This is a genomic window from Kribbella pratensis (assembly GCF_004366075.1).
Taxonomy (GTDB): domain Bacteria; phylum Actinomycetota; class Actinomycetes; order Propionibacteriales; family Kribbellaceae; genus Kribbella; species Kribbella pratensis.
This window is the reverse complement of record NZ_SODU01000005.1, coordinates 587,681-602,510: the sequence shown is the minus strand read 5'-3', so window position 1 is coordinate 602,510 and position 14,830 is coordinate 587,681. Positions and strand designations below refer to the sequence as shown.

The 14,830-nt window shown below is 68.6% G+C and carries 16 protein-coding genes; 11 read left to right on the top strand and 5 right to left on the bottom strand.

The window, feature by feature from the left end:
* On the bottom strand, window positions 1-312 hold a 312-nt coding region (locus EV137_RS41710; RefSeq protein WP_238175862.1), incomplete at its 3' end, for a transposase family protein.
* A gap of 244 nt (window positions 313-556) precedes the next feature.
* Window positions 557-1,747, bottom strand: coding sequence for a winged helix DNA-binding domain-containing protein (locus EV137_RS39470; RefSeq protein ID WP_134133230.1), 1,191 nt, complete (start codon window positions 1,745-1,747; stop codon window positions 557-559).
* 219 nt (window positions 1,748-1,966) lie between these two features.
* Here EV137_RS39470 and EV137_RS39465 point away from each other — a divergent pair, with 219 nt between their 5' ends.
* The 5 genes from EV137_RS39465 (at window position 1,967) to EV137_RS39445 (ending at window position 5,192) form a co-directional block, all read left to right on the top strand.
* Window positions 1,967-2,158 (top strand): hypothetical protein, encoded by a 192-nt coding sequence (locus EV137_RS39465; protein ID WP_133787980.1) that lies wholly within the window; start codon window positions 1,967-1,969, stop codon window positions 2,156-2,158.
* Window positions 2,159-2,230: 72 nt separating this feature from the next.
* Entirely contained in the window at window positions 2,231-2,533 is a 303-nt protein-coding gene (locus EV137_RS39460; protein WP_133787981.1) for a twin-arginine translocase TatA/TatE family subunit, read from the top strand.
* 22 nt (window positions 2,534-2,555) lie between these two features.
* Window positions 2,556-3,380, top strand: coding sequence for a twin-arginine translocase subunit TatC (tatC, locus tag EV137_RS39455; protein ID WP_238175861.1), 825 nt, complete (start codon window positions 2,556-2,558; stop codon window positions 3,378-3,380).
* Window positions 3,381-4,253: a diacylglycerol/lipid kinase family protein gene (locus EV137_RS39450; RefSeq protein ID WP_134133229.1), complete on the top strand. Its 873-nt coding sequence runs from the start codon at window positions 3,381-3,383 to the stop codon at window positions 4,251-4,253.
* A gap of 99 nt (window positions 4,254-4,352) precedes the next feature.
* Window positions 4,353-5,192, top strand: a complete 840-nt coding sequence (locus tag EV137_RS39445) for a chitosanase (RefSeq protein ID WP_134133227.1) — start codon at window positions 4,353-4,355, stop codon at window positions 5,190-5,192.
* Window positions 5,193-5,324: 132 nt separating this feature from the next.
* On the opposite strand, the gene EV137_RS39440 is transcribed toward EV137_RS39445, so the two are convergent.
* The gene (locus EV137_RS39440; protein ID WP_134133226.1) at window positions 5,325-5,786 is read right to left on the bottom strand and encodes a MarR family winged helix-turn-helix transcriptional regulator; all 462 of its coding nucleotides are present in this window, start codon (window positions 5,784-5,786) and stop codon (window positions 5,325-5,327) included.
* 70 nt (window positions 5,787-5,856) lie between these two features.
* Between EV137_RS39440 and EV137_RS39435 the strand changes: the two genes are divergently transcribed.
* The 3 genes from EV137_RS39435 to EV137_RS39425 are packed head-to-tail and all read left to right on the top strand — an operon-like array spanning window position 5,857 to window position 10,927.
* Entirely contained in the window at window positions 5,857-6,756 is a 900-nt protein-coding gene (locus EV137_RS39435; RefSeq protein ID WP_134133224.1) for an alpha/beta hydrolase, read from the top strand.
* Window positions 6,757-6,765: 9 nt separating this feature from the next.
* Window positions 6,766-9,582 carry a DEAD/DEAH box helicase gene (locus tag EV137_RS39430; RefSeq protein ID WP_134133223.1) on the top strand — a complete coding sequence of 939 codons (2,817 nt, stop codon included), beginning with the start codon at window positions 6,766-6,768 and terminating at the stop codon, window positions 9,580-9,582.
* A 58-nt stretch (window positions 9,583-9,640) separates the two neighbouring features.
* Window positions 9,641-10,927 carry a serine hydrolase domain-containing protein gene (locus tag EV137_RS39425; RefSeq protein ID WP_202871345.1) on the top strand — a complete coding sequence of 429 codons (1,287 nt, stop codon included), beginning with the start codon at window positions 9,641-9,643 and terminating at the stop codon, window positions 10,925-10,927.
* Here the strand turns inward: EV137_RS39425 and EV137_RS39420 are convergent.
* Window positions 10,924-11,388 (bottom strand): MarR family winged helix-turn-helix transcriptional regulator, encoded by a 465-nt coding sequence (locus EV137_RS39420; RefSeq protein WP_134133221.1) that lies wholly within the window; start codon window positions 11,386-11,388, stop codon window positions 10,924-10,926. The two genes, EV137_RS39425 and EV137_RS39420, sit on opposite strands and share 4 nt — an antisense overlap.
* A gap of 51 nt (window positions 11,389-11,439) precedes the next feature.
* Here EV137_RS39420 and EV137_RS39415 point away from each other — a divergent pair, with 51 nt between their 5' ends.
* Complete coding sequence (locus EV137_RS39415) at window positions 11,440-11,823, top strand: cupin domain-containing protein (RefSeq protein WP_134133220.1); 384 nt, start codon at window positions 11,440-11,442, stop codon at window positions 11,821-11,823.
* A gap of 49 nt (window positions 11,824-11,872) precedes the next feature.
* Here the strand turns inward: EV137_RS39415 and EV137_RS39410 are convergent, their stop codons facing one another.
* Window positions 11,873-13,159 (bottom strand): glycoside hydrolase domain-containing protein, encoded by a 1,287-nt coding sequence (locus tag EV137_RS39410; RefSeq protein ID WP_134010535.1) that lies wholly within the window; start codon window positions 13,157-13,159, stop codon window positions 11,873-11,875.
* 99 nt (window positions 13,160-13,258) lie between these two features.
* Between EV137_RS39410 and EV137_RS39405 the strand changes: the two genes are divergently transcribed.
* Window positions 13,259-13,732 carry a GyrI-like domain-containing protein gene (locus EV137_RS39405; protein ID WP_134010537.1) on the top strand — a complete coding sequence of 158 codons (474 nt, stop codon included), beginning with the start codon at window positions 13,259-13,261 and terminating at the stop codon, window positions 13,730-13,732.
* Between the two features lie 36 nt (window positions 13,733-13,768).
* A complete protein-coding gene (locus EV137_RS39400; RefSeq protein WP_134133219.1) occupies window positions 13,769-14,824 on the top strand; it encodes an ArsR/SmtB family transcription factor in 1,056 nt (351 codons plus the stop codon).
* Window positions 14,825-14,830 lie beyond the last annotated feature (6 nt).

The following is a 14,830-nucleotide window of genomic DNA, read 5'->3' as shown; positions in this document are numbered from 1 at the left end:
ATGCCCAGCGTCGTGGCGGGCCCACGGGACATGCGCGACCACCACCCCGTGCTCGGGGCAGGCCACCCGCACCGACTCGGCCTCCACAAACAGCCGAACCACACCCACGTCCAGCCCCCGCCACCGGCGCCGCTCCCCACGCCCCAGGTCATAACCCGGGCAACGGCGCCGGCACCGCCCACACCGGCCACGCTCCCGGGCCACCGGCCGCACCGACACCACCACGACCAACCCGACCCGGTCGAACACGACGTCCTCGACGACCGTCTTCTCAACCCCCAAAACCGCACGCCATAAACTGTCCGCACGCACGCCGTTCTCCAGTCCACCAGGTTCCTGTTCCTAGACAGCTCAGAAACCTAGACAGAGAACGGCGTGCGCCACTCCAGGCACGCTCAAATCACCCACACATACAGCAGAAGAGCCGGTTATCCCCTCGTGTGCAGCCGGGCGGTGCGGCGGGCGGTGCGGCGGGCGGTGCGGCGTGCGGTGCGGCGGGCGGGTGGCGGGCGTGGCGCGGTGGGTGTTGGAGGGGGTGGGTGGGTGGGTGGGTGGGTTAGCTCTGGCTGAGTTGTTTTTCGAGGGGGGAGCGGAAGCGGGGGGTTACGCGGACTCCTGCCAGCCAGGTGGTCCAGCGGGCGGCTTCGGACTCGACCAGGGCCGTGGTGTCGGCACCTACGTCTTCCAGTAGCTGGTAGCGGACCTCGCCGGACTCGGGTTGGCCCCAGGCGCCGATGATGCGGCCGTCGGACCAGATGCTGGGGCCGATGTTGCCGGTGGTGTCGAAGAGCTTCGACTTGTGCGGACCCAGGAACCACTCGCGCTCCTTCCAGCCCATGGGCGTCGGGTCGAGACCGGGCAGGAACGCCACCCAAGGGTCGACCGGGGCCTCCGGCGCCTCATCTCCTGGAAGCACGTACCCGACCTGACCGTCCAGCTCCACCTCGACCGCCTCGACAGCCGTCAGCGCCTTCCGCGTCTGGCCCAGGGTCCACCCCGCCCACCACTGCAGATCAGCCGCCGTACCCGGGCCGAACGACGCCAGCCAAGCCCGTGCGAGCGTCACGCGCGCATCCTCCGCCGTGGGCTTGTCGCCGAGCCCACCGGGCAGCCAATCCGCAGCAGGCGACCACTGGTGCTGCCCGCTCAGCCACGTCCCCAGCGGGCGCCCCCGAACGATCCGTCCCTCAGCAGCCAGCTGGAACAACACCCGGCTCGTCACATAGGGCTGCGCGGCGTACGCCTTCCCGACCGCCATGTTGAGCCGCGTCCGCAACCGCGGCTCGTCAGCAGACAGCTCCTGCGCCGTCGCGGACCCCCGCAGCGCCAGGGCGGTCGCCGTCGACTCCTCGACCGCCGCCAGCCATTGCCCGCAGGACTCGATGCCGTCCGCGATCCCCGACTCGGCCAGATGCTTGACGAGCAACTTCCGCTGCTTCACGGCGATGTCGTCCGTGCACGCCGCCTGGACCACAGGCGCGAACGGCGTCGGTACGACGAACACCGTGCGCCGCATGCCCAGCATCCGGATCAGCGAACGATCCTCGTACAGCGCACGCTCCGTGCTCGCGACGTCACTCCCCGGCACCCGAGCCGCGACGCTCAGATGCACAGTGGCCGGATCGGTCGCATGCAGCGCCACCATCGACGCCGCCGCCTCGACCGGATCGGCCGCCTGGCAGCCCGCGCCGAGCCGATGCCGCCGCCCGAGCCGCCTCCGCCGCTCCTCGACCCCGATCCGCACCATCCACGACCCCTAGCCTCGCCCCGAACCACCCGTGCACCCGCTCAGAACCCGCTCAGAACCCGCTCAGAGCCCGCTCGGAACCCACTGTGAACCAGTTGGTGAGTCCCGTCGTACCACCCTGCGGGACACTCGGTTTTACCATCACGTTCCGACACCGTTGTCCGCCGAGACCCACCGCGGGACGTGGGCGCCGGGCCGGAACCGGCTAGGCTCCTGGGTATGTACTGGTTCCTGCTGTTCCTCGCGGTGGTGGCGGTGTGGCTTCTGGTCCTCGCCCTGCTCGCGCTGAAGTTGTGGGGCCAGGTCAAGGCACTGACGCGTGAGTTGGTCGCCGCCCAGTCCAAGCTGGAGGCCGCGCAGTCCGAGGCCGGGTCTGGACAGACCCGTGAGGACGTGCACGCTCCGGCGTAGTATTCGGCCACGAACTCAGGCTCGAGTCCCGAGTTGATGTTGGCAGTGTTTGATGGTGAAAGGGAGATCGACATGGCAGCACCGCTCATCGGTATGCCCCAAGGCGCCGAGTGGCTCGTCATCCTTGCGATCGTCGTGCTGCTGTTCGGATCGGCCAAGCTGCCTGCGCTGGTGAAGCAGCTCGGCAAGTCGAAGAAGATCTGGGAGGAAGAGGTCGGGCCGCGCAAGAAGGACGCGGAGCTGACCGAGGACGCCTCGCAGCCTCCGGCGCAGCAGGCCGTGCAGCAAACGCAGGCCCAGCCGGCTCAGCAGCCGAACCAGGTGAACGGCCAGGCGCCGGGCGACGGCCTGCCGCCGACGCACACGGCCAACTGAGTCGAACGCGCCACCTGTGTCGATGGTGAAGTTCGGGCGGCGGAAGGAGAAGAAGGACCGCCTCCCGAAGGACCCAGAGGGTCGGATGACCCTGCGCGAGCACATTGTCGAGCTCCGTAACCGGCTGCTCATCAGTGTGCTCGCGATCGTGGTCGGAACGGTCGTCGGCTGGATCTTCTACAACCACGCCTTCGACTTCCTGACCAAGCCGTTCGTGACCAGCGTGGCCGAGATGGCCAAGGACGCCGGTCAGACCAAGACGCCGCAGCTGACGTTCCCGGGTGTCGGCAACGCGCTGACGTTCCGGATCAAGATCTCGGCGCTGTTCGGTCTGATCCTGGCCGCGCCGGTCTGGCTGTACCAGTTGTGGGCGTTCGTCGCGCCCGGACTGCACCGCAGCGAGCGCAAGTGGGCCTACATCTTCTCGGCGATCGCGACTCCGCTGTTCGCGGCCGGTATCGCGGTCTCGTACTGGACGCTGCCGAAGGGCATCGAGATCCTGCTGGGCTTCACCCCGCTCGACATCCAGAACCTGGTCGAGCTGCCCGACTACCTGGACTTCGTGCTCCGCACGATGCTGGTCTTCGGTGTCGCCTTCCTGATCCCGCTGGTGGTCGTGCTGCTGAACATGGTCGGCGTGGTGCCGGCCGCCGCGCTCAGCAAGTTCCGGCCGTACATCGTCCTGGTGATCTTCGTGTTCGCCGCCGTCGCGACGCCGTCCGGCGACCCGTTCACGATGTGCCTGCTGGCGATCCCGATGTGCGTGCTGTTCTTTGTCGCCGAGATCATCTCGCGGTTCAACGACCGGCGCCGGGCCCGCCGAACCGACGAACTCCTGGCGGACTGAGTGAGTCGGCGGATCGCGCTGGTGGTCAACCCCACCAGCGGTCGCGGACGTGGTGCGCGGATCGCGCCGGGGGTCCGTGAGCGGCTCGCCGCCGCCGGTCTGAGCGTCGACGTCCACACCACCACCTGTGCCGAGGACGTCGGGAGGATCGCCGCCGAGGTGGTCGCCTCCGGGGCGGACGCGGTCGCGCTGATCGGCGGCGACGGCACGATCCATCTCGGCGCCCAGGTGCTGGCGAACTCCGGGATGTCTTTCGGTGTGATCCCCGCCGGCACCGGTAACGACTTCGCCCGCGGTCTCGGCGTACCCCTGAAGGATCCGGTCGCGGCGGCCGACCTCGTGGTGGCCGGCCGGACGCGGAGGATCGACCTCGCGGTGGCGAAGGACGAGTTCATCACCACGGTCGTGGCGGGTGGGTTCGACTCGCTCGTCAACAAGCGCGCCAACGCGATGAGCTGGCCGAAGGGCAGCTCCCGCTACACGGTCGCGACCCTCGCCGAGTTGCGCACGTTCAAGCCCCTCGAGTACGTCGTGACGGTCGACGACGAGGTGATCGAGACCAAGGCCATGCTGGTCGCCGTCGGTACCGGACCGACGTACGGCGGGGGACTGCAGATCTGTGCCGGCGCCGAGATCGACGACGGCCTGCTGGACGTGACGATCATCGAGCCGGTGTCCCGGATGACGCTGCTGCAGCTGTTCCCGAAGCTCTCCAAGGGCACCCACGTCGGCCATCCGGCGGTGCGGACACTCCGGGGCCGCTCGGTGCGGATCGAGTCGCCGGGCATCACGGCGTACGGCGACGGTGAGGTGCTCGGCCCGCTGCCGGTCGACATCGGGATCGCCCCGGGCGCGCTGACCGTCTTCGCCTGAGACACAACTGACATGAGCTGAGCTGTTCTCACGGCCGTCCTTCGTCTGATAGGAAAGCTTCCTAACAGTTCATTCCTCGGACGCCCCTCGGAGGACCTCATGGAGTACCGCCCCACCCGCCGGACCACACTGCTGCTCGGTCTGTCGCTCGCCGCCGTGCCGGCCACCGGACTCGCCGTCTCCCGCTATGCGCCGCACGCCGACGCCGCTGTGCGCCCCACCGTGCGGGCGACCGGCCTCGACGACCCCGCGAAGAAGGAGATCGCGATGCAGATCGTCTGCAGCGCGGAGAACTCGTCGCTGGACTGGAAGTCGCAGTACAAGTACATCGAGGACATCGACGACGGCCGCGGGTACACCGCGGGCATCATCGGGTTCTGCTCCGGGACCCACGACATGCTCGAGCTGGTCGAGCTGTACGCCGACCGGAAGCCGAACAACGTGCTGCAGAAGTACCTGCCGGCGCTGCGCAAGGTGGACGGCAGCGACTCGCACGCGGGGCTCGATCCGAACTACCCGAGGGACTGGAGGACCGCGGCCAAGGACTCGGTGTTCCAGCAGTGCCAGAACGACGAGCGCGACCGGGTGTACTTCAACCCCGCGGTGAGCCGTGGGAAGTCCGACGGGCTGCGGACCCTCGGGCAGTTCTGCTACTACGACGCGATCGTCATGCACGGCGACGGTGACGATGCGACCAGCTTCGGCGGCATCCGCAAGCGTGCGCTCGCCAAGGCGAAGCCACCGGCGCAGGGCGGCAACGAGACGACGTACCTGAACGCGTTCCTGGACGCGCGGGTCTGGGCGATGAAGCAGGAGGAGGCGCACAGCGACACCAGCCGGGTCGACACCGCGCAGCGGGTCTTCCTCCGCAACGGCAACTTCAACCTGAACACCCCGCTGGACTGGAAGGTGTACGGCGACCCGTACCACATCGGCTAGTCCCCGAAGCGCGCAGCCGGGCTCTCTTCGGACCACCAGGGACGGGAGCCCGGCTGCGTCATGTCCGGACTCCCGCCACTCACCAACCTGCTCGTCGGGCCGGTCGGCGGCCTGTGCTGAGCGTCGGCGCGGTCAGCTGCCGGTGTTTGATGAGTGGTGGCGGTCCGTGCGATGGTCGAGTTCAGCGCGCCGGCGCAGCATAGACAGGCTGGTGGCGAGCTGTTCGAGGGCCGGTGCAGAGCCGACCCAGGCCTGCAGTTCGGCTTCGACAGTCGGGGTGGCAGCGGCGAGGACGTCGGCGCCTGCGGGCGTCAGCTCGACCAGTGAGGACCGGCGGTCGTCAGGATTCGCCGTACGGCGAACGCGCCCGGCGGACTCGAGGCGGTCGACGGCCTTGCTGGTGGCGCCGACCGTGATCGCCATCTCCCGCGCCAGGTCGTAGACCCGCGTCGTCCCGTGCGCCGCGACGAACCGCAGGAACTCGAACTGACCGAGCGGGAGGTCGTGCTCAGCCTTCAGCCGGGCGTCGATCACGTTGTAGAGCCGGGTTTCCAGCCGGACCAGGTCCGTGAACAATGCTGTGAGATCAGTCACGGGAATTAGATTCCTCGGAATGTAGTTGCAGAGAACTATATTCCTCGGAATCTATCATCAGGAGACGGCGATGAGCGCTGAAGACCGCGAAGCAGCACGCAGCATGATGGAGAAGGGCAAGCTCGGCCGGCCGCCGGAGGAGCAGCGCGCCGAGTTCGACGCGCGGTTCGCGAACCTCCCGCTCGGCGACGACGTCACGCTCGTCGAGCGCACGCTGGGCGGCGTGCCGGCGCTCGATGTGCGCGTCGCGGGGGCGGACCAGGACGGGGTCATCCTCTATCTGCACGGGGGCGGGTACGTCATCGGTTCGGCTCGGACCGGCGCGAACCTGGCGGCGCCGTTGTCCCGCCGCAGTGGCGTTCCGGCGGTCTCGCTGGAGTACCGCCTGGCACCTGAGCATCCGTTCCCGGCCGGGGTCCACGACGGGCTGGCGGCGTACCGCGAGCTGGTCGAGGGCGGTCAGAACGTCGTGATTGCTGGTGATTCGGCCGGTGGCGGGCTCGCGCTGGCGGTGCTGCTCGCGGCCCGCGCGGAGGGGTTGCCGCAGCCTGCGGGGACGGTGCTGTTCTCGCCGTGGACCGATACGACGCTGACCGGGCCGAGCATCGACGCCCGAGGTGACTACGACCCGCTGTTCAGCCGCGCGAACATGGTTGAGACGGCCGAGCTCTACCTGGGCGGCGCGGACCCGCACAACGAGCTGGCCAGTCCGGTCTTCGCGGACCTGAAGCGTCTCTCGCCGCTGCTCGTGCAGGTCGGTTCGGCGGAGGTACTCCTCGACGACGCGCTCCGCCTCGTCGCGCGCGCCGCTGAGCAGGAGGTGGATGTCAGCCTCGACGTGGTCGCCGGCGCGCCGCACGTGTACCAGTACTTCGCCGGCCTGATGCCGGAGGCCGACGAGGCGCTCGACCACGCCGCGACGTTCATCAAGAACCGGCTCCGCGACAAAACTGTGGGAGGCGTCGCATAGATTGGGGGCATGAGCACTCCGTCCGAGAAGTACGCGACGTTCCGCTCGGACCAGGAGCATCCCGCCGTGAAGGACTTCCGGGCGCTCTACGACTTCGAGCTGGACGAGTTCCAGCTGCGCGCCTGCGCCGCCCTCGAGGACGGTCACCAGGTGCTGGTCGCGGCGCCCACCGGCTCCGGCAAGACGCTGGTCGGCGAGTTCGCCGTCCACCTGGCGCTGGAGCGCGGCCAGAAGTGCTTCTACACCACCCCGATCAAGGCCCTGAGCAACCAGAAGTACGGCGATCTGGTGAGCCGGTACGGCGCGGACAAGGTCGGCCTGCTCACCGGTGACAACTCGGTCAACTCCGAGGCCCCGATCGTCGTCATGACGACCGAGGTCCTCCGGAACATGCTGTACGCCGGGTCACAGACCCTGCTCGGTCTGTCGTACGTCGTGATGGACGAGGTGCACTACCTGGCCGACCGGGCCCGTGGCGCGGTCTGGGAAGAGGTGCTGATCCACCTGCCGGACTCGGTGTCGGTGGTCTCGCTGTCCGCGACCGTGAGCAACGCGGAGGAGTTCGGCGACTGGCTGGAGACCGTCCGCGGCAACACCGTCGTCGTGCTCGAGGAGAAGCGGCCGGTGCCGCTGTTCCAGCACGTGATGGTGGGTAAGCGGCTGCATGACCTGTTCGCCGGTGAAGCGCCGACCGCGAGGGTCGGCGTTCCCGCGAAGGCGTCCAGGTCGGGGAACCCGGCGAAGGAGGTCAAGGCCGATCTCAGGGATCTGGTGAACCCGCAGCTGGTCCGGATCGCGCGGGACGACAACCGGATCTTCCGCGACGACTCGCGCAAACCACGCCGGCGTCGCGACCTGCCGAAGGGGCGGCCGGCGCGGACCCACTTCACGCCGTACCGCTCGGACGTGGTGGAGGAGTTGGATGCCGGCGCGTTGCTGCCCGCGATCTTCTTCATCTTCTCCCGCAAGGGCTGCGAGGACGCGGTCGTGCAGTGCCTGCGATCCGGTCTGCGGCTGACCAAGCCGTCGGAGCGCGACGAGATCAAGCGGGTGGTCGCCGAGCGTACGGCGGACCTCCCGGACGAGGATCTCGGCGTGCTCGGGTACCACGACTTCGCCGAGGCGCTCAGCCGGGGCATCGCCGCGCACCACGCGGGCATGCTGGCGGCGTTCAAGGAGGTTGTCGAGGAGCTGTTCGCGCGCGGCCTGATCAAGGTCGTGTTCGCCACCGAGACGCTTGCCCTGGGCATCAACATGCCGGCGCGCACCGTCGTGCTGGAGAAGCTGTCGAAGTGGAACGGTGAGGCGCACGTCGACATCACGCCGGGGGAGTACACGCAGCTCACCGGGCGCGCCGGGCGGCGCGGGATCGACGTCGAGGGGCACGCGGTCGTGCTCTGGCAGCCGGGGTTCGATCCTCGGGAGGTCGCAGGCCTCGCGAGCACCCGGACGTATCCGCTCCGGTCGTCGTTCTCCCCGTCGTACAACATGGCCGTCAACCTGGTGCGTCAGGTCGGGCGGATGCGGGCGCGGGACATGCTCGAGCTGTCGTTCGCGCAGTTCCAGTCCGACCAGGCCGTGGTCGGCCTGGCGCGGCAGGTGCAGCGCAACACCGAGGCGCTGGAGGGATACAAGGAGTCGATCGAGTGCCACCTCGGCGACTTCCTGGAGTACGCCGCTCTGCGCCGGCGGATCGGTGATCGCGAGGCGTCCGGTTCGAAGCGGCGCAAGCTCGACCGCCGGGTCGAGGCGCAGGAGTCGATCGAGAAGCTGAAGACCGGTGACATCATCCGGATCCCGGCCGGCCGGAGCGCGGGCTGGGCGCTGGTGCTCGACCCGGGCATGCGGTCGGAGCGGGAAGGGCCGCGGCCGACCGTGCTGACGCTGGACCGGCAGGTGCGGAAGCTGTCGATGGTCGACTTCCCGGCGCCGGTCGAGGCGATCGGTTCGTTGCGGATCCCGCGGAAGTTCAACCCGCGCAACCCGCAGCAGCGCCGCGAGCTGGCCCAGGTGCTGCGGACGCGGACCGACCTGCTCGGTGAGGACGGGCCGCCGTCGCGGTCCCGCGGCAAGGATGCCGTCAGCCACGCGGACGACCCGGAACTGCAGGAGATGCGGGCGGAGCTGCGCGCGCACCCGTGCCACGGCTGCTCGGACCGTGAGGACCACGCCCGCTGGGCGGAACGGTACTTCCGGCTCGATCGGGAGAACCGTGACGTGCAGCGGAAGATCGAGCAGCGGACGAACACCATCGCCCGCCAGTTCGACCGGGTCTGCCAGGTGCTGGACGCGTTGCACTACCTCGACGGCGACAAGACGACCGAGGCCGGCGACCGGCTGGCGCGGATCTACACCGAGCTCGACCTGGTCGCGGCCGAGTGCCTGCGGCAAGGAGTTTTCGACGACCTCACCGTGCCGGAGCTGGCGGCGTGCCTCGCCGCACTGGTCTACGAGTCGCGGTCGAAGGACGAGCCGACGTCACCCCGGTTGCCGCGTGGCGACGTACGGGAAGCGATCGAGCGGATGGGGTCGATCTGGCGGGACCTGTCCGCGCTGGAGCGGGACATGCGGGTGGACTTCCTGCGGTCGATGGACCTGAACTTCTGCTGGCCCGCGTTCCGCTGGGCGTCGGGCGCGTCGCTGGCCGAGGTCCTGTACGAGTCCGACCTGGCAGCCGGCGACTTCGTCCGCTGGGTCAAGCAACTCATCGACCTCACCGAACAGATCGCCGACGCCGCCGGCGACACCCCGCTGCGCAAGACAGCCCGCTCCGTCGTAGACCAGATCCGCCGCGGCGTAATCTCCTACGCCTCGATGGTCGAGTAGACCTCTTCGGGTGGAAGACTTCCTTCTGCGCAGTACGCGGTTGTTGTAAACCCCTGCCTTGAAGGAGAAGACGTTCGTGGAGTTGGCGCGCCGGAGTCTCGGGAAGTTGGCTGTTGCGACTGGGGCTACCGCTGCGGTGGGTACCGGTGCCGGTTATCTGATCGGGCGGCCTGCTGATGCTGCCGCGACCTGGAAGGCGACCGGGACCGCGGTGCCGGCGTTGGCCGGGTTCGACAACCAGATGAAGGCGTTCATGCAGGCGCGTGGCGTCACGGCCGGGCAGGTTGCCGTGACGTACAAGGGGCGCCTGGTGCTTGCCCGCGGCTACAGTACGTCGACCGCGATGACCGTGCAGCCGACGTCGTTGTTCCGGATCGCGAGCCTGTCCAAGTCGTTCACCGCGGCCGCGATCGTGAAGCTCGTGCAGGACGGCAAGCTCAGCCTGTCCACGCCGGTCGCGAACATCCTCGACATCACGCCGGCGAGCGGACTGACCCGGGACTCGCGCTGGTCGACGATCACGTTGTGGAAGCTGCTGCAGCACCTCGGCGGATGGGACCGGGACGTGTCCGGTGACCCGAACTTCAAGGACGCGGTCATCTCGCGCACCCTCGGCGTACCGCTGGAGCTGCAGCACGCGGACGTGATCAAGTACATGGCCGGGCAGAAGCTCGACTTCACCCCGGGCACGAAGTACGCGTACTCGAACTTCGGGTACCTGCTGGCCGGTCGCGTGATCGAGAAGGTCAGCGGCCTGAGCTACGAGAGCTATGTGAAGCAGAAGCTCCTGGCCCCGTTGAAGATCAAGCGGATGTCGCTCGGCTACTCGATCGCGAAGCACAGCGGCGAGACGTCGTACGAGTCGCAGTACTCCGGACCGACCGTGCTCGACATGACCGGCAAGACCGTGGCCGCGCCGTACGGCTCGTTCAGCATGCGGATCCAGGACGCGAACGGCGGCTGGATCGCGAGCGCGCCGGATCTGGTGCGCTGGGCAAGGATGTTCGACGCGCCGTCGAGCGTGCTGAACAGCACGTCACTCGGCCGCGTGTGGGCGAAGCCGTCCACCGGTGTGAACGCCGACGGCTGGTACTACGGTCTCGGCTGGCAGATCCGCCCGGTCACCGGCGGCACCGGTCGCAACACGTGGCACACCGGCAGCATGCCCGGCACGTACACGCTGCTCGTCCGTACGTCCGGCGGGCTGAGCTGGGCGGCGCTCTTCAACCGCCGCGACGACGCCAGCGGCAAGTCGTACGGCGACATCGACGCAGCCATGTGGACGGCAGCCAACGGCGTGAAGTCCTGGCCCACCCACGACCTCTTCCCCCAATACTTCAGCTAGAACATCAGTGCGCGGAAGCGAGGCGTGCTGATCTGGGTTTCGCCGGCCATGTCGGTGAGTACGTCGCGCAGGGTGTCGACTGCTTCGTCGCCGAGGCTCTTGCGGAGTCTGCGCTCGTAGGTCTGGTGGAACCGCCGGGCGGCGGCGAGGGCTCCGTCGCCGCGCTCGGTCAGGTGCAGCAGGCGGGCGCGCGCGTCGGTCGGGTCGGGGCGGCGTTCGACGTACCCGCGGCGCTCCATGTCGTCGACGATCTGGCTGGCGCCCTGCTTGGTGATGTCGAGTCGCTCGGCCAGGCCGGTGATCGTGGTCGGGCCCTCGTGCAGCGTCCTGAAGACGAAGCCGTCCGACCGGCCTTGGTCGTCGTACCCCTGGGCGGCGACGTACTCGCGGAGCTCGCGGACGAACTCCTGTTCCGCGAGGAGCAGGAGGATTCCGATATCAGGCTTGCCCGAACGCGTCATACCGGTCATGATAGTCAAGCTGACTTGGTCAAGTCAGCTTGACTAAATGAGATGGGGGAACACATGCACGTCATTCGCGAGGCCGAGGCGCCGCGGTTCCAGCTGCCGGGCGTCGAGTTCACCGTGTTCGCCGCGCCCAGCCTCGGGTCGGCCGGGCTGTGCGCGTGGCGGCTCACCGTCGACGTGGGGCACGGCGGGGACGCGCCGCACACGCTCGACCGCGACGAGATCTTCACGGTGCTGAGCGGTTCGGTGCAGTTCGGCCCGGACGGCGACAAGCTCGGTCCCGGCGACTCCGTCGTGGTCCCTGCGGGTGAGCCGATCTCGCTGACCAACCTCGGCGAGGACAAGGCAGAGCTGATCGTCGCCATCACGGCCGGCTTCACCGGTTACTTGGCCGACGGCACCGAGGTCCAGCCGCCCTGGTCCAAGTAGGGCACGTCTCCCAATCCGACGGCGTGGGATTGGGAGACGCACCCTGCCGTCAGCAGCGCCGGATCGGTGCGGTGTACGTCGTGTTGCTCGCTGTGGCGACGTAGTAGTCGGTGACCCAACTGCCATCGCTCAGCCGGTCCCAGACCGCCGTAGTACCGACCTTGGAGCCGGGCGCCTGGCAGGTGACCCACGCCAGCGAGCCGATCGGCAGAGTGCTCGGGTACGTCGAGTAGGCCGTACCCGGGCCGTGCCGCCGGGTCAGATTGTTGATCGTGGTCTGGAAGGGGAAGGTGCACCCGGGCAGCGGCGCGCTGTATCCGGTCTTGTTCGGGGTCCGCACGTAGTAGTCGGTCACGTAGGTGCCGTCGATGAGCTTGTCCCACACCGTGGTGGTGCCGATCTTCGGTCCGAAGGTCTGGCAGACGATGCGGAGCGAGGTGTTCGCCGCGATGGTCGAGCGGACCGGGTAGGCGGTCGACGGACCGCTGTACGAGTGCACCGTCGTACGGACGGTGTACCTGTAGGCAACGCTCGCCACCGGTGCGTCGAAACGGTCGCTGTCGATGTTGAGCGTCACGCCGCCGTAGGTCTCGTTGTGGTCGCCCTGGTACTGCTTGCCGCGCTGCCCGACCGCCCAGAACGTGTTGGGGACACCAGCCCATCCTGTGAGCAGGCTGCTGTTGTCCCAGCGTGCGATCCACAGTGCGTCCGGCCGTGCGTACGACGAGGAGTTGTACGCCGCGGCGAGGTCGAGGGCCCCTGAGCTCAGGTTGGCATACACGCCGGACACGTAGCGCTGCAGGTGCAGTTCCTTCGTCCAGGCGGACAGGTAGTGCAGGACGGCGGATCGGCAGACCGCGTCGGCGCGGTTGTAGTTCTCCATGTCGTTGTAGAGCGCACTGCCAGGCAGGAGGCCCAGTGCCTTGGCCTTCGCGACCGCGTCGTCCGCGTCCCGGACGGCGTCGCGGTTCGAGGAGGCTGTCGACATCTTGTACCTCCGCGTGCTGCAGGGGGCCTGGAGACCCAGGTAGATCGGGACGAGCCGCCATCCCATCGCGGTGACGGACGCAACCCACGCCGGGGTCAGCTGTGGCTGGGCGCAGGACCGGTTGACGCCGCCGAAGTAGATCCCGATCGCCTTGTACGGCGAGGCCTTCCACGCGGTCATCTGGGCGAGCGTCGGCGCCGTACAGGTGTCGAACGCGAGACCGGTGAACCGCGTCGCCGTTGTACCGGCGTTGTAGGTGATCGGCGTCGTCGGCTCGGCCACCGCGGGCGCGGCAGGGCCGATCAGCAACACTCCGAGAGCTGCAACGAGAACCTTGACCTTGAACATGCCCGTCACCCCCGCTCTCAGTAGACGCTCAGTAATCCACCGCGGCAAGCTCCGCAGGGGTTAAGTTGAGCGCAACGACGTCCTTGGAGGGAATACGTCATGCCGGAGATCGTGGAGGTTGGGGAGCGGCCGTACGTCGCTCTGCGGGGCAAGGTCGCGATGGACGGGATCGCGGCGTTCGCGGACCGGATGGGCGAAGTGATCGACTGGCTCGCGGCCAAGGAGATCGCGCCGAACGACGCGCCGTTCTTCAAGTACGACGTGGTCGACATGGACGCCGGCCTGGTGATGGAGATCGGGTTCCCGGTCGACGACCTGCGCTCCGGCGAGGGCGAGATCGTCACCGGCGTACTGCCGGCCGGACGCTATGCGACCGCCACCCACCACGGTCACCCCGACGGCCTGCTGGGAGCTACCCGCGACCTGCTCGCCTGGGCCGAGGAGCAGGGCCTCGAATGGGACACCGACGGCACGCACTGGACCGCCCGCCTGGAGATCTACCGCTCCGACCCGCGCGAGGTCCCGGACATGAACGACTGGGACACCGACCTCCAGTTCAAGCTGAAGGACTAAGGGCGTGTCTTCCGCTCCCGCGCCAGACACGCCCTAGTGCCGACCGTTCTCGCCGGCGTGACCCGGCTCGAGCCTGAGCGGATTCGTCACGTCGCCTCGCCGCTGATCGAGCTCGGCTGTGCGCTCCATGTGCTGGCCGAGCCCGCCCACCACGACCGCGTCGACTGGGCTGCTGCGCTCCCGCTGTCCGCTGAGCTCCGTGAAGAGCTGGCGCAGTGGAGCTGGACCGTGCGCGCCGTACGGGCTCGCTTCTTCGCCACCAGCGCCGCCACCGGTCTGCCCACCTGGTCCGACGAGCTCTCCGCCCTCCGCGAACGCCCGCCCGAGGAGGTGGCCGCGGAGCTCGTCAGGCCGTTGCGCGGTCGCCCGCTGAGCAGCCGCTCCATCGACACGGACGCCGTACAGCACTGGGCTCGCAGCCGCGGTCGCTCCGTCTCCGCACTGGTCGAGGCCCTCCTGACAGCACCTGCTGAGCCGGTACGCCGTTTCCTCGACGTACTGGATGCCTGCTGGCACGAGTGGTTCGGTGCGCTCTGGGAGGAGTCCAAGGACTCGCTGGCCGCCCGTGGACGGCACGATCGGGACCTGGCCGTCCGGGACGGTGTTGCGACCATGCTGCGCTCGCTGGACAGTGCGATCGACCTGCGGGACGCAGACAGCGTCGTCGTACAGAAGGTACAGAGCAAGCGCATCGACATCAGCAGCCGCTCACTGTTGCTTGTCCCGAGCAACTACATCGCGCCGCACCTGTTCGTCGGTGAGATCCCCGGTGAGCCGATCACGATCATCTACCCGGCCACCGGCCGTGCGGCCGCCGTACCGACCGCGCAGCAGATCCGTGCCCGCCTGGACGCGCTGGCGTCCGCCGACCGCCTCCAGGTCTGCCGCGCCGTGGCGAGCGAACCACGCACGGCCGGCGAGATCGCCGCCCTCTGGGGCCTGCACCCGACGCAGGTCACCCGCCACCTCCGAGCGCTCACCCGGGCCGGCCTGGTCACCGCCGAACGCCAGGGCCGCTTCGTCGCCTACCGCCTGAACAACGACGCCCTGACCGCTCTCGGCGCCGACCTGCTGACCTTGATCATGCGCTGACGGACT